The following is an 18,798-nucleotide window of genomic DNA, read 5'->3' as shown; positions in this document are numbered from 1 at the left end:
TTTTTTAACAGGATGGTATTACTGGTGTCTGACTCTGCCGCTCGCCCGACTTTTTTATTTCATGACTACGAAACCTTTGGCACGCACCCGGCGCTGGACCGACCGGCGCAGTTTGCCGCCATCCGTACCGACGACGAATTCAACATCATAGGCGAGCCCGAGGTCTTTTACTGCAAGCCTGCGGATGACTACCTGCCGCAGCCCGGCGCGGTCATGGTCACCGGGATCACCCCTCAGGAAGCGCGGGAAAAAGGCGTTAACGAGGCAGAATTCGCCCGACGCATCCACGACTTGTTTACCGTCCCCAACACCTGCGTGGTCGGTTACAACAACATCCGCTTCGATGACGAAGTGACGCGCAACATCTTCTATCGTAACTTCTACGATCCCTATGCCTGGAGCTGGCAGAACCGCAATTCGCGCTGGGATTTGCTCGACATCATGCGCGCCTGCTACGCCCTGCGTCCTGAAGGCATTAACTGGCCGGAAAATGAGGAAGGGCTGACCAGCTTCCGGCTGGAACACCTGACGCGCGCCAACGGTATCGAACACAGCAATGCCCACGACGCGATGGCGGACGTCTATGCCACCATTGCCATGGCAAAGCTGGTGAAAAGCGCACAGCCCCGGCTGTTTGAGTATCTGCTGAGCCATCGCAGCAAGCAGAAGCTTATGACCCTTATCGACGTACCGCAGATGAAACCCCTTGTGCATATTTCCGGCATGTTTGGCGCCTGGCGCGGCAATACAAGCTGGGTTGCGCCGCTGGCCTGGCATCCGGACAACCGTAATGCGGTTATCATGGTGGACCTGGCGGGCGATATTTCACCGCTGCTGGAGCTCGACAGCGATACCCTGCGCGAACGGCTTTTTACCCCGAAAAACGAGCTCGGCGATCTGCCGGCGGTGCCGGTCAAACTGGTGCATATCAATAAATGTCCGGTCCTGGCGCAGGCGAATACGCTGCGCCCGGAAGATGCTGACAGGCTGGGCATTAACCGCCAGCACTGCCTCGATAATCTGAAAGTGCTGCGTGAAAATCCGCAGGTGCGCGAGAAAGTCGTGGCCATTTTTGCCGAAGCCGAGCCATTCGTGCCGTCTGAGAACGTGGACGCCCAACTTTATAACGGTTTCTTCAGCGATGCCGATCGCGCGGCCATGAATATCGTTCTGCAAACCGAGCCGCGCAACTTACCGGCGCTGGATATCACCTTCGCCGATAAGCGCATCGAAAAACTGATGTTTAATTACCGCGCGCGTAATTACCCCGGCACGCTGGATGAAGCCGAGCAGGAACGCTGGCTGCAGCATCGTCGCAACGTGTTTACGCCAGAGTACCTGCACAGCTATGCACAGGAGCTGGAGATGCTTTACGGCCAGTATGAAGGGAATGCTGAGAAACAGGCGCTGCTGAAATCCCTGTTCCAGTACGCGCAAGAGATAGTTTGAACGATGGATATAAAAAAGCCGGAGGCGATGTCTCCGGCTTTTTTTTGCCCGCTTGGGTTTTGTAGGTCGGGTAAGGCGTAGCCGCCACCCGACACAGTCTTACGCGACGTCTTCGTACTGAGGAACCGGGTTACGGAAGCTCTTCGTAACGCAGGCCAGGTAAACCAGGCCGATACCCGCCCAAATCAGGCCAAGCACCATCGAGCTCTCTTCCAGGTTAACCCACAGCGCGCCCACGGTCAGAGCACCACACATCGGCAGGAACAGATACTGGAAGTGATCTTTCAGCGTCTTGTTACGCTTTTCACGGATCCAGAACTGAGAGATAACCGACAGGTTAACAAAGGTGAACGCCACCAGTGCACCGAAGTTAATCAGCGCCGTTGCCATCACCAGGTCAAAGTTAATCGCCAGAAGCGCGATCGCACCGACCAGGATAATGTTCATCGCCGGGGTACGCCAGGTTGGATGCACGTAGCCGAAGAAGCTTTTCGGGAATACGCCATCGCGGCCCATTACGTACATCAGACGCGCAACGCCTGCATGCGCGGCCATACCGGACGCCAGTACGGTGATGGTGGAGAAGATCAGCGCGCCGACCTGGAACGCTTTACCCGCCACATACAGCATGATTTCCGGCTGAGATGCATCCGGATCCTTGAAGCGAGAGATATCCGGGAAGTACAGCTGCAGGAAATAGGTCGAGAAAATAAAGATCAGACCACCAATTAGCGCCGTCAGGAAGATGGCACGCGGAATCACGCGCTCTGCATCTTTCGTTTCTTCAGACAGGTTGCTGATCCCGTCAAAACCGGTAAAGGAGAAGCACAGAATGGTTGCCCCGGTAATCATCGGGATCACATGCGCATCACCAGACCAGAACGGCTTGCTGCTCGCCAGGGTGCCCGCGCCTTCGCCGTGGAATACGCCGTAAATCACCATGCCAAGAATAACCGCAATCAGCACAACCTGAAGCACAACGATAACGGAGTTAAAGTTGGCAACGGACTTGATGCTGCGCAGGTTAAAGGCCGTCATAAAGGCCACCAGCGCCACAACGAACATCCATGATGGAATCGACGGCACCAGTGCTTCAAAATAGATTTTTGCCAGCAGAATGTTGATCATCGGCGCGAACAGATAGTCGAGCAGCGAAGACCAGCCCACCATAAAGCCAACCGTCGGGCTGATGGATTTCTGGGCATAGGTGTAGGCGGAACCCGCAGACGGATAGCGACGCACCAGTTTACCGTAGCTCAACGCGGTAAAGAGGATCGCAATCAGCGCGAAGCCATATGCCGTTGGCACATGACCGTCGGTGAGGCCTGATACGATACCGAATGTATCGAACAGCGTCATCGGTTGCATATAGGCCAGGCCCATCATAACAACCGGAATCAACGTAAGCGTTTTACGTAATTCCACGCGAGAGGTGTTTGGAGTTGCGTTATGCGACATAGTTAATCTCCTTTACGGTGATAACCGCCACGTAAGCGAAAAATTGCCCCATTTCTTTCTTCCTCAGCGACAACAACTGTCGGATTTTAGTAAATATCTATCCGGTACGAAGCCCGGCCTCTTGGTTTTTAGTTTCGTTTCGTACATGCAAAAAAAAATAACCGACGCCTTTTATATCGTCGATTATTCATTTGGTTGCAGCGGCCGCATTTTGCCCCACATCGGATACAAAAGGCAATACTTTGCAACGCACCGGGTCATTTTCTTTTGGCTAACTGGCTGATTTCTCGACGCTGCCCTGAGCGTATACAGCAGCGATAGCACTATTTGCTAAAATTTCGTCCCGCCACCAGGCGCTGGCGAGCCCGGCGGTCTGTTCATTCCAGCCCACCCATACCGATTCATGGCTGTTTTGAGCAAGTACCTGTTTTTCAACAAGCGCACCGCTGTCAATGTACCGCTGTGCCAGATAGCGGGGTAAATAGCCGCAGCCCAGACCGCTGATTTGCAGCTCCAGCTTGGTTTTAAAGTCGAAAACGGTGATGGCCTCCTGCTCGTCGAGCAACTGCGAGGAAACCGCACATTCCGGGCGAGAGCTGTCCCCGACCACGATGGCGCGGTAGCCTTTAATCACGCGGCGGTTAAGCGGCTCAGCTTCCTGAGCCAGCGGATGATGGGGCGCTACGGCAAACACCTGCTCCAGCACGCCCAGACGCGCAAAGCCAAACTCACTCAACTGGGGAGGCTCGTGGAGTGCACCGACAAAAATATCCGCCCTGCCCTGGGTTAGGGCGTCCCAGGAGCCCCCCAGCACGCCGTTGATAAAGATCAGCCGCGTCACGCTGTGGTGTTGATAGAAGGCCTCAATCAGCGGCGTCAGGAGAGAAAACGGGAAAGTGTCATCCACGCCAATCACCAGCTCGTTTTCCCATCCCTGGTGAAGTTTGACGGCCTGCTTTTCGAGTTCACGCACGGTATGGAGGACTTCACGGCCTTTTTCCAGCAGCATCTGTCCGGTGCGGGTAAAACGGGCGCGATGCCCGGAGCGATCGAGGATCTGGATATTGAGGTCGCTTTCCAGTTTTTGGACGGTATAGCTCAGGGCCGAAGGGGTTTTGTAGAGCTTGGCCGACGCAGCGGCAAAGCTCCCCTCTTTTTCCAGTGCATCCAGAATAATAAGAACATCCAGCAGCGGTTTCATGCTCGCCCCCTTTCGGTGTGCGACGGTCTCCGCTGCGGGATTTATTCCATGGGCATCACCAGCGGATCGGGATACTGATACTCAAACCCCAGCTCATGACAAATGCGATTGCCATCAACAATTTTGCCTTTACTGCCATCCTTTGCCTCACCAAAGACCGGCGCAGACAGGCCCAGCTGACGTGCCATCAGCGGGTAAAACGTGCTGCGCGCCGGATGAGACGGTGCACATATATTATAGATGTGTCCGCCTTTCGGAGCCTGTAAGAGTAGCTCAATCGCGCCAACCACATCATCAAGATGCACAAGATTGACAACATGTTGGCCATCTGGCGCCGACTTCCCGGCAAAAAAGCGTCCCGGATGACGACCCGGGCCTACCAGCCCCGCCAGACGTACGATATCAACCTGGGTGCCGGGAAGATGATGCAGCCAGTCTTCCAGCTCTTTCAGAACCTGACCGCTCGCCGTAACGGGACGGCGCTCGGAAGTCTCTTTTACGACGCCCTCAACCTCACCATAGACCGACGTCGAACTGGTAAAAATAATGCGCGGAACATGATGCGCCAGCGCGCTGTCGACAATCTCCTGCATCGCCTGCAGGTAAAATGATTCGCCCGGGCCGCTGCGCCGCGCGGGTAGCGTAATCACCAGCGCATCGACGTTCATCAGGGTGTCCAGATCGTCCGCATCACACACCAGTTCCGGCTCCAGACGCAGTTCAACGCCATCAATACCGCACATGCGCGCCGCTTCGACCCCATCTCGGGTGGTCTTGCTCCCGGTCACCTGCCAGCCTTTCGCGGCTAATGACATCGCCAGCGGCATTCCCAGCCATCCTAAACCGACAATCGCGACCTTTTTCATGCGAATTCTCCTGACTCTTACTCGTCTTTCATAAGGCTACGCCAGCCCGGCAGAACACACAATTCATAGCATCAATATGAAATGAATTAATGATCAAAAAAAGCCCTTGCAATATGTCGCACAACTGGTTTAGGTTAAAAGACATCAAATGAATAAGCATTCATCGAGAATTTATATGACACGCGTTCAATTTAAACACCACCATCATCACCATCATCCTGACTAGTCTTTCAGGCGATGTGTGCTGGAAGACGTTTGGATCTTCCAGTGGTGCATGAACGCATGAAAAAGCCCCCGGAAGATCTTCTTCCGGGGGCTTTTTTTTGGACCGAATTCAGACAGGTTAAAACAGGTTAACGAGGAATAAAGAATGTTAGATAACTCACGTTTACGCATAGCTATTCAAAAATCAGGCCGTTTGAGTGACGATTCACGCGAACTGCTGGCCCGCTGCGGGATTAAAATTAACCTGCACACCCAGCGCCTGATTGCTCTGGCTGAAAACATGCCCATCGACATTCTGCGCGTGCGTGATGACGATATTCCCGGCCTGGTCATGGATGGCGTCGTTGACCTCGGCATCATCGGCGAAAACGTACTGGAAGAAGAGCTGCTGACCCGCCGCGCGCAGGGCGAAGACCCGCGTTACTTCACCCTGCGCCGTCTGGACTTCGGCGGCTGCCGCCTGTCGCTGGCAACGCCGGTTGATGAAGCGTGGGACGGTCCGGCGGCGCTGAACGGCAAACGTATCGCCACCTCCTACCCTCACCTGTTAAAGCGCTATCTGGATCAGAAAGGCGTGCAGTTTAAATCCTGTCTGCTGAACGGTTCTGTTGAAGTGGCGCCGCGTGCGGGTCTGGCGGATGCCATCTGTGACCTGGTCTCTACCGGCGCGACGCTGGAAGCGAACGGTCTGCGCGAAGTAGAAGTGATCTACCGCTCCAAAGCGTGCCTGATTCAGCGTGACGGCGAGATGGCCGACGCTAAGCAGCAGTTGATCGACAAACTGCTGACCCGTATTCAGGGTGTCATTCAGGCACGTGAATCCAAATACATCATGATGCACGCCCCGACCGAGCGTCTGGATGAAGTGATTGCCCTGCTTCCGGGTGCCGAGCGCCCAACCATCCTGCCGCTGGCAGGCGATCAGCAGCGCGTGGCGATGCACATGGTGAGCAGCGAAACCCTGTTCTGGGAAACCATGGAAAAACTGAAGGCGCTGGGCGCAAGCTCCATCCTGGTGCTGCCAATTGAGAAGATGATGGAGTAATGGCCATGAGCTTTAACACAATCATCGACTGGAATACCTGTAGCGACGCACAGCAGCGTGAGCTGCTAATGCGCCCGGCGATTTCCGCCTCTGAAAGCATCTCGCGCACCGTGGCGGAGATCCTGGATAACGTCAAAGCCCGTGGCGATGACGCCCTGCGTGAATACAGTGCAAAGTTTGATAAGACGGAAGTCGGCGTATTGCAGGTTACGGAGCAGGAAATCATTGATGCCAGTAATCGTCTGGGTGACGACATCAAGCAGGCGATGGCCGTCGCGGTGAAAAATATTGATACCTTCCACACCGCGCAGAAGCTGCAGACCGTGGATGTCGAAACCCTGCCCGGCGTGCGTTGCCAGCAGGTGACCCGCCCGGTTGCCTCCGTCGGCCTCTATATTCCTGGCGGCTCTGCCCCGCTTTTCTCCACCGTACTGATGCTGGCGACTCCCGCACGCATTGCCGGGTGTCAGAAAGTGGTGCTGTGCTCACCGCCACCGATTGCCGACGAGATCCTGTACGCGGCGAAGCTGTGCGGCGTGCAGGCGGTCTATAAAGTGGGTGGCGCGCAGGCGATTTCAGCCCTGGCTTTCGGCACGGAATCCATTCCCAAGGTCGACAAAATCTTTGGCCCGGGCAATGCGTATGTGACCGAGGCTAAGCGTCAGGTCAGCCAGCGTCTCGACGGCGCGGCCATCGATATGCCTGCCGGCCCGTCTGAAGTGCTGGTCATTGCCGACAGCGGTGCAACGCCGGACTTCGTGGCCTCCGACCTGCTTTCACAGGCGGAACACGGCCCGGACTCGCAGGTCATCCTGCTGACGCCGGATGCCGATATGGCGAAACGCGTGGGCGAAGCCGTGGAGCGTCAGCTTGCCGACCTGCCCCGCGCCGACACGGTACGCCTGGCGTTAGCGGCCAGCCGTCTGATTGTCGCGCGCGATCTCGAGCAGTGCATTGCCATTTCTAACCAGTACGGTCCGGAGCACCTGATTATTCAGACCCGCAACGCGCGCGATCTGGTCGACAGCATTACCAGCGCGGGCTCGGTGTTCCTCGGCGACTGGTCCCCGGAGTCCGCAGGCGATTACGCCTCCGGCACCAACCACGTGCTGCCAACGTATGGCTATACCTCAACCTGTTCCAGCCTGGGACTGGCGGATTTCCAGAAACGCATGACCGTGCAGGAACTCTCCCGCGAAGGGTTTGCCTCACTGGCGTCCACCATTGAAACCCTGGCCGCCGCCGAGCGCCTGACCGCCCACAAAAATGCCGTTACGCTGCGCGTTGCAGCCCTGAAGGAGCAAGCATGAACATTGAAGAATTAGCCCGCGAAAATGTCCGTCGCCTGACGCCCTATCAGTCTGCGCGTCGTCTGGGCGGTAAAGGGGATGTCTGGCTGAACGCCAACGAATATCCAACGGCGGTGCAGTTTGAGCTGTCGCAGCAAACGCTGAACCGTTATCCGGAGTGTCAGCCGAAGGCGGTAATCGAAAACTACGCGCAGTATGCTGGCGTGAAGCCAGAGCAGGTACTGGTCAGTCGCGGCGCGGATGAGGGCATTGAGCTGCTGATCCGCGCGTTCTGCGAGCCCGGCAAAGACGCCGTCATGTACTGCCAGCCGACCTACGGCATGTACAGCGTCAGCGCGGAAACCTTTGGGGTGGCGTGCCGCAACGTGCTCTCACTGGAGAACTGGCAGCTGGATCTGCAGGGCATTGCCGACAATCTTGACGGCGTAAAAGTCGTCTTTGTCTGTAGCCCGAACAACCCGACCGGGCAGATTATTAACCCGCAGGATATCCGAACCCTGCTGGAGATGACGCGCGGAAAAGCGCTGGTGGTGGCCGACGAAGCCTATATCGAGTTCTGCCCGCAGGCGACGCTGGCAGGCTGGCTGGAAGAGTATCCGCACCTGGTGGTGCTGCGTACGCTGTCGAAGGCTTTCGCCCTCGCGGGTCTGCGCTGCGGATTCACCCTGGCGAATAAAGAGGTCATCGACCTGCTGCTGAAGGTGATCGCTCCGTACCCGCTCTCGACGCCGGTTGCCGATATTGCGGCACAGGCGCTGACGCCTCAGGGGATTAACGCGATGCGCGAGCGCGTGGCGCAAATCCTGGAGGAACGTCAGTACCTGGTGACCGCCCTGAAGGATATCCCGTGCGTGGAGCAGGTATTCGACTCGGAAACCAACTACATCCTGGTGCGCTTTACCGCCTCCAGCGCCGTATTTAAATCTTTGTGGGATCAGGGCATTATCTTACGAGACCAGAATAAACAACCTTCTCTGAGTGGCTGCCTGCGCATTACCGTCGGCACCCGTGCAGAGAGCCAGCGCGTGATTGACGCCCTGAAAGCGGAGAAAGTATGACCCAGAAGATCCTTTTCATCGATCGTGACGGCACCCTTATTTCGGAGCCACCAGCTGATTTTCAGGTCGACCGATTCGACAAGCTGGCGTTTGAACCTGACGTGATCCCGGTGCTGCTCAAGCTGCAAAAAGCCGGATACAAGCTGGTGATGATCACCAACCAGGACGGTCTGGGTACCGACAGCTTCCCGCAGGCAGACTTTGACGGCCCGCATAATTTAATGATGCAGGTGCTGACCTCGCAGGGCGTGGTGTTTGATGACGTGCTGATTTGCCCGCACATGCCAGCCGATGAGTGTGACTGCCGTAAGCCAAAGGTGAAGCTGGTCGAGCGCTATCTGGCAGAGGATGTGCTGGATAAGGCTAACAGCTATGTCATCGGCGATCGCATCACTGATGTTACGCTCGCGGAAAACATGGGCATCGCGGGGCTTCGCTACGACCGCAACAACCTTAACTGGGCGATGATTGGCGAACAGCTGACAAAACGTGACCGCTACTCGCACGTTGAACGTAACACCAAAGAGACGCAGATTGATGTGAAGGTCTGGCTCGACCGCGAAGGCGGCAGCAAGATCCACACCGGCGTGGGTTTCTTCGACCACATGCTGGACCAGATTGCCACCCACGGCGGTTTCCGCATGGAGATCACGGTAAAAGGCGATCTTTATATTGACGATCACCACACCGTGGAAGATACCGGCCTGGCGCTGGGTGAAGCCCTCAAGCTGGCGCTCGGTGATAAACGCGGCATCAACCGTTTTGGCTTTGTCCTGCCGATGGACGAGTGTCTGGCGCGCTGTGCGATGGATATCTCCGGTCGCCCGCACCTGGAATATAAAGCAGACTTCAATTACCAGCGCGTGGGCGATCTGAGCACCGAAATGGTGGAGCACTTCTTCCGTTCATTGTCCTACACCATGGGCCTGACGCTGCACCTGAAGACCAAAGGCAAGAACGACCACCACCGCGTAGAGAGTCTCTTCAAGGCCTTCGGCCGCACGCTGCGCCAGGCAATCCGCGTGGAAGGTGACGCCCTGCCCTCATCAAAAGGAGTGCTGTAATGAACGTGGTGATTCTGGATACTGGATGCGCCAACCTGAACTCCGTAAAGTCGGCCATTGCTCGCCACGGCTATGAGCCGGCGGTGAGCCGTGACCCGGACGTGGTGCTGCGTGCCGACAAGTTATTCCTGCCGGGCGTGGGCACTGCGCAGGCGGCGATGGATCAGATCCACGCGCGCGAACTGGTCGATCTGATCAAGGCCTGTACCCAGCCGGTGCTGGGGATTTGCCTGGGCATGCAGATTCTTGGCCGCCGCAGCGAAGAGAATAACGGCGTTGACCTGCTGGGCATTATCGACGAAGACGTGCCGAAGATGACCGACCACGGTCTGCCTCTGCCGCATATGGGCTGGAACCGCGTGTACGCCAAAGCGGGCGACAGGCTTTTTCGCGGCATTGAAGACGGCGCGTATTTTTACTTCGTACACAGCTACGCTATGCCGGTGAACGCGAATACGATCGCCCAGTGCACCTACGGCGAGGCGTTTACCGCAGCCGTGCAGAAAGACAATTTCTTCGGCGTACAGTTTCACCCGGAGCGCTCTGGCGCCGCGGGCGCGCAGTTGCTGAAAAACTTCCTGGAGATGTGATGATTATTCCCGCATTAGATTTAATTGACGGTACGGTTGTCCGTCTGCATCAGGGTGATTACGGCCAGCAGCGCGACTACGGAAACGATCCGCTGCCGCGTCTGCAGGATTATGCCGCCCAGGGGGCTCAGGTGCTGCATCTGGTCGATTTAACGGGTGCGAAAGACCCGGCAAAACGCCAGATCCCTCTGCTTAAAAATCTGGTTGCCGGAGTTGATGTGCCGGTACAGGTGGGCGGCGGCGTACGTACAGAAGACGACGTTGCGGCACTGCTGGACGCGGGCGTAGCGCGCGTGGTGGTCGGTTCAACCGCGGTGAAAGAGCCTGAGATCGTAAAAGGCTGGTTCCGCCGCTTTGGCGCCGACGCGCTGGTACTGGCGCTGGACGTGCGCATTGATGAACAAGGTAATAAGCAGGTGGCGGTCAGCGGCTGGCAGGAAAACTCCGGCGTGACGCTGGAGGCGCTGGTCGAGATGTATCTCCCCGTTGGCCTGAAGCACGTGCTGTGCACGGATATCTCCCGTGACGGCACGCTGGCGGGCTCCAACGTCTCGCTGTATGAAGAAATCTGCGCGCGTTATCCGCAGGTGGCATTCCAGTCTTCGGGCGGAATTGGTGATTTAAACGATATTGCCGCGCTGCGCGGAACGGGCGTACAGGGCGTGATTGTGGGCCGGGCCCTGCTGGAAGGTAAATTTACGGTGACGGAGGCGATTCAATGCTGGCAAAACGGATAATCCCTTGCCTGGACGTACGTGACGGCCAGGTCGTGAAAGGCGTGCAGTTCCGCAACCACGAGATCATTGGCGACATCGTTCCGCTGGCAAAACGCTATGCTGATGAAGGCGCAGACGAGCTGGTGTTCTATGATATTACCGCGTCCAGCGATGGCCGCGTAGTCGACAAAAGCTGGGTCGCTCGCGTGGCGGAAGTGATCGATATTCCGTTCTGCGTGGCGGGCGGGATTAAATCCGCCGACGATGCGGCCCAAATTCTCTCGTTTGGTGCCGACAAGATTTCCATCAACTCCCCTGCCCTGGCCGACCCGGAGTTGATTACTCGCCTCGCCGATCGTTTTGGCGTGCAGTGTATTGTGGTTGGGATCGACACCTGGTATGACGCCGCAACGGGCAAGTACCACGTCAATCAATATACGGGTGACGAAAGCCGCACGCGCGTAACGCAGTGGGAAACGCTCGACTGGGTGCAGGAAGTGCAGAAACGTGGCGCGGGCGAGATTGTCCTCAACATGATGAACCAGGATGGCGTGCGTAACGGGTATGACCTCGAGCAGCTGAAAAAAGTCCGTGCAGTCTGCCACGTCCCGCTGATTGCCTCCGGCGGCGCGGGCACCATGGAACACTTCCTGGAAGCCTTCCGCGATGCGAACGTGGACGGCGCGCTGGCCGCTTCCGTGTTCCACAAACAGATTATTAATATTGGTGAGTTAAAAACGTACCTGGCCGACCAGGGCGTGGAGATCAGGGTATGTTAACAGAGCAACAACAGGCGCAGCTGGACTGGAAAAAAACGGACGGATTACTGCCGGTAGTTGTCCAGCATGCCGTCTCAGGCGAAGTGCTGATGCTGGGGTATATGAACCAGGACGCGCTGGCGAAAACGATTGACAGCGGCAAAGTGGCCTTTTTCTCGCGCACGAAACAGCGCCTGTGGACCAAAGGGGAAACCTCGGGTCATTTCCTGAACGTGGTCAGCATAACGCCTGACTGCGATAACGATACCCTGCTGGTGCTGGCAAACCCAATCGGTCCGACCTGCCATAAGGGCACCAGCAGCTGCTTTGGTGAGACGAGCCACCAGTGGTTGTTCCTGTATCAACTGGAACAGCTGCTGGCGGAGCGTAAAACGGCGGATCCGGAGAGTTCTTATACCGCGAAGCTGTACGCCAGCGGAACCAAGCGTATCGCACAGAAGGTGGGTGAAGAAGGCGTTGAGACCGCGCTGGCCGCGACCGTGCATGACCGCGAGGAGCTGACGAACGAAGCGTCGGATTTGATGTATCACCTGCTGGTGCTGCTGCAGGATCAGGAGCTGGATTTAACGGCGGTGATAGAAAATCTTCGTAAGCGGCATAAATAAAAAAACCGGGGATAATCCCCGGTTTTTTAATCTGCAAATCAGGCTTTTGGTTTGTAGTTTCGTAAGGCGTTACGGCCAAGCACCACACCTGAACCAATCATGCCACCGAGCAGCACGGCAAGAATCAGCACAATGGCTTTTTTCGGGCTGTCACGACGAACGGGCAGATCCGGCTTCATGACGTAACGGTAGACGTGTATTGTGTCCGGCTTTACGTTCAGGTTTTGGATGTCAAGCAGGTTTTGCCTAGTCTGATAGTATGCAGCAGAAAAGACCAAGGGACGAGAGGCTTCGTTTTCAATCATCGATTTCAGCCCTACGCTTCCCAGCAGGAACATTGTTTCCTGGGTCACATCCTGAGTTTGTTGAATCTGTGGCGAGGAGATTTTCGCCGCCTCAGCGTTTTTCAGCGCTTCGGTAATTTGTTTAATACGCAGGTCTTTCTGCTCCTGAGCGACCTTCTCCTGGTTTACCAGAGAATCGTTCAGGGTTTTAATCTGCTCTTTGATGCTGTTTTGCAGGTCAACCGTGAGCTCTTTGGAAGTTTGCTCATCAACCTGCTGGATATATTGCGCAAGCTGCTTCTGCGCCGCTTCTGCGGAAGTACTGGTATAGGAAACACTCAACGGGAGCGATTCCCCTTTAACAGCAGGCTCGATTGTCAGTTTTTCAGGTTCGTCCTGATTTTCCAGTGCCTGTGCCAATGCAGAGAAGGAAGAATTGAAACGACCAATAGCGCGTGTTTGAACATCAAGCATTGAGGGTGCAGCGCTACCGTAGAGGATATTCAACGCATTAGAGTATGTTGCAATTTGAGCTACATCAGGTTGCGCAATAATTGCGCTTGAGGTCCACTTTTCTTTCGCGAAAGTAAGATAACCGACAGCAAGTGCAATAAAAACAACAACAAACGTTGCTATCATCCACTTCCCACGCCACAGCTGCAGCACTAAATCAAGTAAATCAATTTGCTCAGGGTCATTGCTTCGACTGACCTGGCTATTGTTGTTTTGTGTCATACAATCCCTAACAGATGAAAAAGGGCAAACAGAATGATGTCTGCTTAGTTTATCTGTTACTGGCGATTTTTCTATAAGAATCCGATGAGTTAAATCGGAAAGATGGGTTATGTAACTTCGACCCTTCGCGCTATCATAGACACCATGTGATGCGCTATGGCATCTGTAAGAAAAAGGTTTATGAGGGAAGCTATGAAATTTTTGGTCACGGGCGCTGCAGGTTTTATCGGTGCGAATGTCAGCAAACGCCTCCTTGAGGCCGGTCATCAGGTTGTTGGTATCGATAACCTCAATGAATACTACGATGTTAACCTGAAGCTGGCACGCCTGGAACTGTTAAAATCTGAGGATTTCACCTTCCACAAGCTGGAATTAGCTGACCGCGAAGGTATGGCCAAGCTTTTCGCCGGTGAGAAGTTTGATCGTGTGATTCATCTGGCCGCTCAAGCGGGTGTGCGCTACTCCCTTGAAAACCCTCACGCGTACGCAGACGCCAATCTTATCGGCCATCTCAACGTGCTGGAAGGCTGCCGCCATAACAACGTTCAGCATCTGCTTTATGCCTCATCCAGCTCCGTATATGGTCTCAACCGCAAGATGCCCTTCTCTACTGACGATTCCGTGGATCACCCGGTCTCACTCTATGCCGCGACCAAAAAAGCCAATGAGCTGATGTCGCATACTTATTCGCATCTTTACAATCTGCCAACCACCGGCCTGCGTTTCTTCACCGTGTACGGCCCATGGGGACGCCCTGACATGGCCCTGTTTAAGTTTACCAAGGCGATGATTGAAGGCAAAAGCATCGATGTCTATAACTACGGTAAGATGAAGCGCGACTTCACGTATATTGATGACATCGCTGAAGCAATTATTCGTCTGCAGAATGTTATTCCTCAGGCAGACCCGAACTGGACCGTTGAGGCCGGCTCACCTGCGACCAGCTCAGCGCCTTATCGGGTTTATAACATCGGCAACAGTTCGCCAGTAGAGCTGATGGACTACATCACCGCTCTGGAAGAGGCCCTGGGTAAAAAAGCGGAGAAAAATATGATGCCACTCCAGGCCGGGGATGTTCTGGAAACCAGCGCCGATACCCAGCCACTTTATGACGCGATCGGATTTAAACCACAAACCTCGGTTAAAGATGGGGTGAAGAACTTCGTTGACTGGTATCGCGATTTCTACAAAGTCTGAAAATAAAAAACCCGGCCACTCAGCCGGGTTTTTTACAGGATAAAGCAGAGAATCAGTCGCTACCAAACAGATCGCGGGTGTAAACCTTATCCGCCACGTCGGCCAGCTCTTCCGCCATGCGGTTTGAAATGATGACATCGGCTTCTTTCTTAAAGGCGTCCAGATCGCGGATCACCCGTGAATTGAAGAACTGATCGTCCGGCATAGCAGGCTCATAGATCACAACCTCAACCCCTTTCGCCTTAATGCGCTTCATGATTCCCTGAATGGAAGAGGCACGGAAGTTATCGGAGCCACTCTTCATGATCAGACGGTATACGCCGACGACTTTCGGTTGACGCGCAAGAATGGAATCGGAGATAAAATCTTTACGTGTACGGTTAGCATCAACAATCGCCGATATCAGGTTGTTTGGCACAGCCTGGTAGTTTGCCAGCAGTTGCTTGGTGTCTTTTGGCAGACAGTAACCACCGTAGCCAAATGAAGGGTTGTTGTAGTGATTACCAATGCGCGGATCCAGACACACCCCTTCAATAATCTGACGGGTATTCAGCCCAAGACTCTCTGCATAGCTGTCGAGCTCATTGAAATAAGCCACTCGCATTGCCAGATAGGTATTCGCGAAGAGCTTAATCGCCTCAGCTTCAGTGGAGTCGGTAAACAACACTTGAATATCTTTCTTCAGGGCCCCTTCCTGAAGCAGCGCGGCAAAGCGCTCAGCACGCTCAGAGCGTTCGCCAATAACAATACGCGAAGGATGCAGGTTATCGTAAAGTGCTCTCCCCTCGCGCAGGAACTCCGGCGAGAAGAAGATATTATCAATCCCAAACTTCTCTTTGATAGATTTCGTGAAACCAACAGGAATCGTTGACTTAATGACCATCACCGCACGAGGGTTGATCGCGATAACGTCTTTGATCACCGCTTCGACGGTTGAGGTGTTGAAGTAGTTAGTTTTTGGATCGTAGTCAGTAGGCGTTGCAATGATGACGTAATCCGCATCGCGGTATGCATCTTCTTTGTCAGTCGTGGCGCGGAAATTGAGCGGCTTATTGCTGAGATAGTCCTGGATTTCTTTGTCGACAATCGGCGATTTTTTTTGATTAAGCATGTCCACTTTGGCCTGCACGATATCCAGTGCAACCACTTCGTGGTTTTGAGCAATCAGAATGCCGTTAGAGAGACCGACATACCCTGTTCCGGAAATTGTTATTTTCATTCGCTAATGACTTCTGTGAGTTAACTGTACTGATGGCCACCTGACCATCGCGATAAACATAACTGTTGGGCTTTGTACCTCCTGGCAAACAGAACTGTCAAGGCAAACCAGGAGTAATCACTTCGAGTGGGATGAGATTCAGACTACTTCGAATATAAGGCAGCAGTTTTTGCATAAAAAAACCCGGAGACGAGCTCCGGGTTGCGATGACAGCGAGTGCGTTAACTCATTCCATCCATTCGGTATGGAATACGCCTTCTTTATCGGTACGCTTGTAAGTATGCGCACCGAAGTAGTCACGCTGTGCCTGAATCAGGTTAGCAGGCAGAACTGCCGCACGGTAGCTGTCGTAGTAGGCTACTGCAGCAGAGAAGGTTGGAACCGGAATACCGTTCTGGACAGCATAAGCAACTACATCACGCAGCGCCTGCTGGTATTCGTCCGCAATCTTCTTGAAGTACGGTGCCAGCAGCAGGTTGGCGATACCTGCGTTTTCAGCATAGGCATCGGTGATTTTCTGCAGGAACTGCGCACGAATGATGCAACCCGCGCGGAAGATCTTCGCGATCTCGCCGTAGTTCAGGTCCCAGTTATTCTCATCAGACGCCGCACGCAGCTGAGAGAAGCCCTGCGCGTAAGAAACGATTTTACCCAGATACAGGGCACGACGCACTTTTTCAACAAATTCGGCTTTATCACCTGCTGGTTTAGCCTGTGGGCCAGACAGCACTTTAGACGCCGCAACGCGTTGCTCTTTCAGTGAAGAGATGTAACGCGCGAAAACAGATTCGGTGATCAGAGAAAGCGGTTCACCCAGATCCAGGGAGCTCTGGCTGGTCCATTTACCGGTACCTTTGTTCGCTGCTTCATCCAGAATCACATCAACCAGGTATTTACCCTCTTCATCTTTTTTCGTAAAGATATCTTTGGTGATGTCGATCAGATAGCTGTTCAACTCGCCTTTGTTCCACTCGGTAAAGGTTTCAGCCAGCTCTTCGTTAGAGAGGTTCAGACCGCCTTTCAGCAGGGAATAAGCTTCAGCGATCAGCTGCATGTCGCCATATTCGATACCGTTGTGCACCATTTTCACATAGTGACCAGCACCGTCTGCACCGATATAGGTTACGCAAGGCTCACCATCTTCAGCCACGGCTGCGATTTTGGTCAGGATAGGTGCAACCAGTTCGTATGCATCTTTCTGGCCGCCAGGCATGATGGATGGGCCTTTCAGCGCGCCCTCTTCACCCCCGGAAACACCGGTACCGATGAAGTTGAAGCCTTCTGCGGACAGCTCACGGTTACGACGAATGGTGTCCTGGAAGAAGGTGTTACCGCCATCAATGATGATGTCACCTTTTTCGAGGTAAGGCTTCAGGGAGTCGATAGCTGCATCGGTACCTGCGCCCGCTTTCACCATTAACAGGATACGACGAGGCGTTTCCAAAGACTCAACGAACTCTTTCACCGTATAAAAAGGAACCAGTTTCTTGCCTGGATTCTCGGCAATCACTTCTTCGGTCTTATCACGGGAGCGGTTGAAAACGGAGACGGTATAACCACGGCTTTCGATGTTGAGCGCCAGGTTGCGCCCCATCACTGCCATACCGACAACGCCGATCTGTTGCTTGGACATTACATACTCCTGTCAGGTGTGGTCACTGTCGGGTAACCCCGACAGATATAATTTGTAAGAATCTTAACTCATAAATCAGGGACAGAGGTAGGCATTTGTGGCCTTGATCACGCAAGACGACACAAAACGGGAGATATTAAATCCTTATAAACCATGTAGGTATATTCCATGTATAAATTAACTAAATCACAACATATAATAAATTCTATTATTTATTATGTTTTTTATTAATTGCTTTTTGATAAAGTTCAATCGTTTTATTATACATTGCGTTGAATGAGAAGTTTTCAATGAAAAATTCATTCCCTGACTTGCCTAATTCAACACGTAAAGCATTATCATTAATTAAGTCAGCGAGTCTTTTTTCGATAGCATCAATATCTGCACGAGGAACGAGATATCCCGTTTTGCCATCTATGACAGATTCAGAAACGCCACCAACGTCTGATGCTAAAACAGGCAAGCCTGCACGCATAGCCTCGAGAATACTGATAGGAAAACCTTCCCAGTTAGAAATTAACAGGAAAATATCACTGTCTGCCAGCAAGGCATCAACGTCTAAACGTTCGCCTGTAAACAGTACATTTTCGCTAATTCCAAGATCCTGTGAAAGCTGTTTCATCTCATCTAACCTGGGGCCTTTTCCTACCAGCGTCAACACCCAGTTTCTTTTTTCTAATCGACTCAACGCTTTCAATAAGCTTTCATGATCTTTTTGTTCTGAAAAACGAGCTACCGAAATCAACTTCACTACGTCATGAGTATGGTAAACATGAGGAGCAGCACTTTTTAACGGCACGCCATTATGGATCACCGTTTGCTGACTGGCAGACGCAACGTTATGTTCGATTGCAAGTTGTTTATCTTGAGCAGAGACTGTGATTATTTCATCAGTAATTTTACTGAATAATCGTTCAATAACAATGTACAAGCGACGTTTCTTATCATGAACACCATTTGCGAATGACCAACCGTGTACGGTGAAAACAACAGGAATTTTCAGGAAAAGAGCTGCCAACCTCCCTACAATTCCAGCTTTAGAAGAATGAAGGGCAATAACATCCGGAGAAAATTCTTTTATAATCTTGCGTATAATTAAAGCGCATTTAATATCTTTATAAGGCGATATTTCCCTTACCAGCTCAGGGATAATATGAACTTTCACATTTAATGCGCGAACTTCATCAACCAGAGCGCCTTGCTCTCCAACGATTAACTCAACTTGATGACCATCCTTTACTAAACCAGATGTCATATCACGCAAATGAGTCTGAGCCCCACCGATTTCATTCGCCCGTGTAATTATATAAAGAATTTTCATAGTTTTTGAAACAGTCCGATAAGTATATCGTTACTAACGCTCA

The 18,798-nt window shown here is 53.4% G+C and carries 19 protein-coding genes and 1 other annotated feature; of the genes, 11 read left to right on the top strand and 8 right to left on the bottom strand.

Annotation, left to right across the window (positions count from 1 at the left end):
* Positions 1–12 precede the first annotated feature (12 nt).
* On the top strand, positions 13–1,449 hold the full coding sequence (gene sbcB, locus CWR52_RS20415) for an exodeoxyribonuclease I (RefSeq protein WP_414650403.1): 1,437 nt from the start codon (positions 13–15) through the stop codon (positions 1,447–1,449).
* A gap of 99 nt (positions 1,450–1,548) precedes the next feature.
* On the opposite strand, the gene plaP is transcribed toward sbcB, so the two are convergent.
* The 4 genes from plaP to CWR52_RS20395 form a co-directional block, all read right to left on the bottom strand.
* Positions 1,549–2,907 carry a putrescine/proton symporter PlaP gene (gene plaP / locus CWR52_RS20410; RefSeq protein ID WP_008499462.1) on the bottom strand — a complete coding sequence of 453 codons (1,359 nt, stop codon included), beginning with the start codon at positions 2,905–2,907 and terminating at the stop codon, positions 1,549–1,551.
* On the bottom strand, positions 2,897–2,959 hold the full coding sequence (gene yoeI / locus CWR52_RS23615) for a membrane protein YoeI (RefSeq protein ID WP_100245854.1): 63 nt from the start codon (positions 2,957–2,959) through the stop codon (positions 2,897–2,899). Before yoeI ends, plaP begins: the two co-directional genes overlap by 11 nt.
* A gap of 219 nt (positions 2,960–3,178) precedes the next feature.
* The gene (locus CWR52_RS20400; RefSeq protein WP_104950576.1) at positions 3,179–4,108 is read right to left on the bottom strand and encodes a LysR substrate-binding domain-containing protein; all 930 of its coding nucleotides are present in this window, start codon (positions 4,106–4,108) and stop codon (positions 3,179–3,181) included.
* Positions 4,109–4,149: 41 nt separating this feature from the next.
* Positions 4,150–4,974, bottom strand: a complete 825-nt coding sequence (locus tag CWR52_RS20395) for an SDR family oxidoreductase (protein ID WP_104950575.1) — start codon at positions 4,972–4,974, stop codon at positions 4,150–4,152.
* Between the two features lie 175 nt (positions 4,975–5,149).
* Between CWR52_RS20395 and hisL the strand changes: the two genes are divergently transcribed.
* The 9 genes from hisL (at position 5,150) to hisIE (ending at position 12,366) form a co-directional block, all read left to right on the top strand.
* Entirely contained in the window at positions 5,150–5,200 is a 51-nt protein-coding gene (gene hisL / locus CWR52_RS20390) for a his operon leader peptide (protein WP_001364200.1), read from the top strand.
* Positions 5,176–5,299: a sequence feature (His leader region), on the top strand. (Overlaps the previous gene by 25 nt.)
* A 45-nt stretch (positions 5,300–5,344) precedes the next feature.
* The gene (gene hisG, locus CWR52_RS20385) at positions 5,345–6,244 is read left to right on the top strand and encodes an ATP phosphoribosyltransferase (RefSeq protein WP_000886595.1); all 900 of its coding nucleotides are present in this window, start codon (positions 5,345–5,347) and stop codon (positions 6,242–6,244) included.
* Positions 6,245–6,249: 5 nt separating this feature from the next.
* Positions 6,250–7,554 carry a histidinol dehydrogenase gene (hisD, locus tag CWR52_RS20380; RefSeq protein ID WP_104950956.1) on the top strand — a complete coding sequence of 435 codons (1,305 nt, stop codon included), beginning with the start codon at positions 6,250–6,252 and terminating at the stop codon, positions 7,552–7,554.
* Complete coding sequence (gene hisC, locus CWR52_RS20375; protein WP_021241431.1) at positions 7,551–8,612, top strand: histidinol-phosphate transaminase; 1,062 nt, start codon at positions 7,551–7,553, stop codon at positions 8,610–8,612. Before hisD ends, hisC begins: the two co-directional genes overlap by 4 nt.
* Positions 8,609–9,676 (top strand): bifunctional histidinol-phosphatase/imidazoleglycerol-phosphate dehydratase HisB, encoded by a 1,068-nt coding sequence (gene hisB, locus CWR52_RS20370; RefSeq protein WP_104950574.1) that lies wholly within the window; start codon positions 8,609–8,611, stop codon positions 9,674–9,676. Before hisC ends, hisB begins: the two co-directional genes overlap by 4 nt.
* Entirely contained in the window at positions 9,676–10,266 is a 591-nt protein-coding gene (gene hisH / locus CWR52_RS20365) for an imidazole glycerol phosphate synthase subunit HisH (protein WP_104950573.1), read from the top strand. The genes hisB and hisH overlap by 1 nt, the downstream gene beginning before the upstream one ends.
* Positions 10,266–11,003 carry a 1-(5-phosphoribosyl)-5-[(5-phosphoribosylamino)methylideneamino]imidazole-4-carboxamide isomerase gene (gene hisA / locus CWR52_RS20360; protein ID WP_023616231.1) on the top strand — a complete coding sequence of 246 codons (738 nt, stop codon included), beginning with the start codon at positions 10,266–10,268 and terminating at the stop codon, positions 11,001–11,003. Before hisH ends, hisA begins: the two co-directional genes overlap by 1 nt.
* The gene (hisF, locus tag CWR52_RS20355; protein WP_048029350.1) at positions 10,985–11,761 is read left to right on the top strand and encodes an imidazole glycerol phosphate synthase subunit HisF; all 777 of its coding nucleotides are present in this window, start codon (positions 10,985–10,987) and stop codon (positions 11,759–11,761) included. Before hisA ends, hisF begins: the two co-directional genes overlap by 19 nt.
* On the top strand, positions 11,755–12,366 hold the full coding sequence (gene hisIE / locus CWR52_RS20350) for a bifunctional phosphoribosyl-AMP cyclohydrolase/phosphoribosyl-ATP diphosphatase HisIE (protein ID WP_104950572.1): 612 nt from the start codon (positions 11,755–11,757) through the stop codon (positions 12,364–12,366). The genes hisF and hisIE overlap by 7 nt, the downstream gene beginning before the upstream one ends.
* Positions 12,367–12,404: 38 nt before the next feature.
* On the opposite strand, the gene wzzB is transcribed toward hisIE, so the two are convergent.
* Positions 12,405–13,385: an LPS O-antigen chain length determinant protein WzzB gene (gene wzzB / locus CWR52_RS20345; protein WP_104950571.1), complete on the bottom strand. Its 981-nt coding sequence runs from the start codon at positions 13,383–13,385 to the stop codon at positions 12,405–12,407.
* Between the two features lie 192 nt (positions 13,386–13,577).
* Between wzzB and CWR52_RS20340 the strand changes: the two genes are divergently transcribed.
* Positions 13,578–14,582 (top strand): NAD-dependent epimerase, encoded by a 1,005-nt coding sequence (locus CWR52_RS20340; RefSeq protein WP_104950570.1) that lies wholly within the window; start codon positions 13,578–13,580, stop codon positions 14,580–14,582.
* Positions 14,583–14,634: 52 nt separating this feature from the next.
* On the opposite strand, the gene ugd is transcribed toward CWR52_RS20340, so the two are convergent.
* The 3 genes from ugd to CWR52_RS20325 form a co-directional block, all read right to left on the bottom strand.
* Positions 14,635–15,801 (bottom strand): UDP-glucose 6-dehydrogenase, encoded by a 1,167-nt coding sequence (gene ugd / locus CWR52_RS20335; protein ID WP_104950569.1) that lies wholly within the window; start codon positions 15,799–15,801, stop codon positions 14,635–14,637.
* A 226-nt stretch (positions 15,802–16,027) separates the two neighbouring features.
* Positions 16,028–17,434, bottom strand: a complete 1,407-nt coding sequence (gndA, locus tag CWR52_RS20330) for an NADP-dependent phosphogluconate dehydrogenase (RefSeq protein ID WP_024908082.1) — start codon at positions 17,432–17,434, stop codon at positions 16,028–16,030.
* A gap of 208 nt (positions 17,435–17,642) precedes the next feature.
* Positions 17,643–18,755 carry a glycosyltransferase family 4 protein gene (locus CWR52_RS20325; protein WP_104950568.1) on the bottom strand — a complete coding sequence of 371 codons (1,113 nt, stop codon included), beginning with the start codon at positions 18,753–18,755 and terminating at the stop codon, positions 17,643–17,645.
* Positions 18,756–18,798: the final 43 nt, after the last annotated feature.

This window comes from Enterobacter sp. SGAir0187 (assembly GCF_002952735.2).
GTDB lineage: Bacteria > Pseudomonadota > Gammaproteobacteria > Enterobacterales > Enterobacteriaceae > Enterobacter > Enterobacter quasiroggenkampii.
The sequence above is the reverse complement of the archived record's forward strand: the minus strand, read 5'-3'. Positions and strand labels throughout refer to the sequence as shown.

Excerpts from the sequence above, each read along its gene's own strand:
- hisF (WP_048029350.1), top strand. The coding sequence starts at position 10,985 with ATGCTGGCAAAACGGATAATCCCTTGCCTGGACGTACGTGACGGCCAG.
- wzzB (WP_104950571.1), bottom strand. The coding sequence starts at position 13,385 with ATGACACAAAACAACAATAGCCAGGTCAGTCGAAGCAATGACCCTGAG.
- CWR52_RS20325 (WP_104950568.1), bottom strand. The coding sequence starts at position 18,755 with ATGAAAATTCTTTATATAATTACACGGGCGAATGAAATCGGTGGGGCT.
- hisIE (WP_104950572.1), top strand. The coding sequence starts at position 11,755 with ATGTTAACAGAGCAACAACAGGCGCAGCTGGACTGGAAAAAAACGGAC.
- hisC (WP_021241431.1), top strand. The coding sequence starts at position 7,551 with ATGAACATTGAAGAATTAGCCCGCGAAAATGTCCGTCGCCTGACGCCC.
- hisH (WP_104950573.1), top strand. The coding sequence starts at position 9,676 with ATGAACGTGGTGATTCTGGATACTGGATGCGCCAACCTGAACTCCGTA.
- CWR52_RS20400 (WP_104950576.1), bottom strand. The coding sequence starts at position 4,108 with ATGAAACCGCTGCTGGATGTTCTTATTATTCTGGATGCACTGGAAAAA.
- CWR52_RS20395 (WP_104950575.1), bottom strand. The coding sequence starts at position 4,974 with ATGAAAAAGGTCGCGATTGTCGGTTTAGGATGGCTGGGAATGCCGCTG.
- hisA (WP_023616231.1), top strand. The coding sequence starts at position 10,266 with ATGATTATTCCCGCATTAGATTTAATTGACGGTACGGTTGTCCGTCTG.
- sbcB (WP_414650403.1), top strand. The coding sequence starts at position 13 with ATGGTATTACTGGTGTCTGACTCTGCCGCTCGCCCGACTTTTTTATTT.
- plaP (WP_008499462.1), bottom strand. The coding sequence starts at position 2,907 with ATGTCGCATAACGCAACTCCAAACACCTCTCGCGTGGAATTACGTAAA.
- hisD (WP_104950956.1), top strand. The coding sequence starts at position 6,250 with ATGAGCTTTAACACAATCATCGACTGGAATACCTGTAGCGACGCACAG.
- CWR52_RS20340 (WP_104950570.1), top strand. The coding sequence starts at position 13,578 with ATGAAATTTTTGGTCACGGGCGCTGCAGGTTTTATCGGTGCGAATGTC.
- hisG (WP_000886595.1), top strand. The coding sequence starts at position 5,345 with ATGTTAGATAACTCACGTTTACGCATAGCTATTCAAAAATCAGGCCGT.
- ugd (WP_104950569.1), bottom strand. The coding sequence starts at position 15,801 with ATGAAAATAACAATTTCCGGAACAGGGTATGTCGGTCTCTCTAACGGC.
- gndA (WP_024908082.1), bottom strand. The coding sequence starts at position 17,434 with ATGTCCAAGCAACAGATCGGCGTTGTCGGTATGGCAGTGATGGGGCGC.
- hisB (WP_104950574.1), top strand. The coding sequence starts at position 8,609 with ATGACCCAGAAGATCCTTTTCATCGATCGTGACGGCACCCTTATTTCG.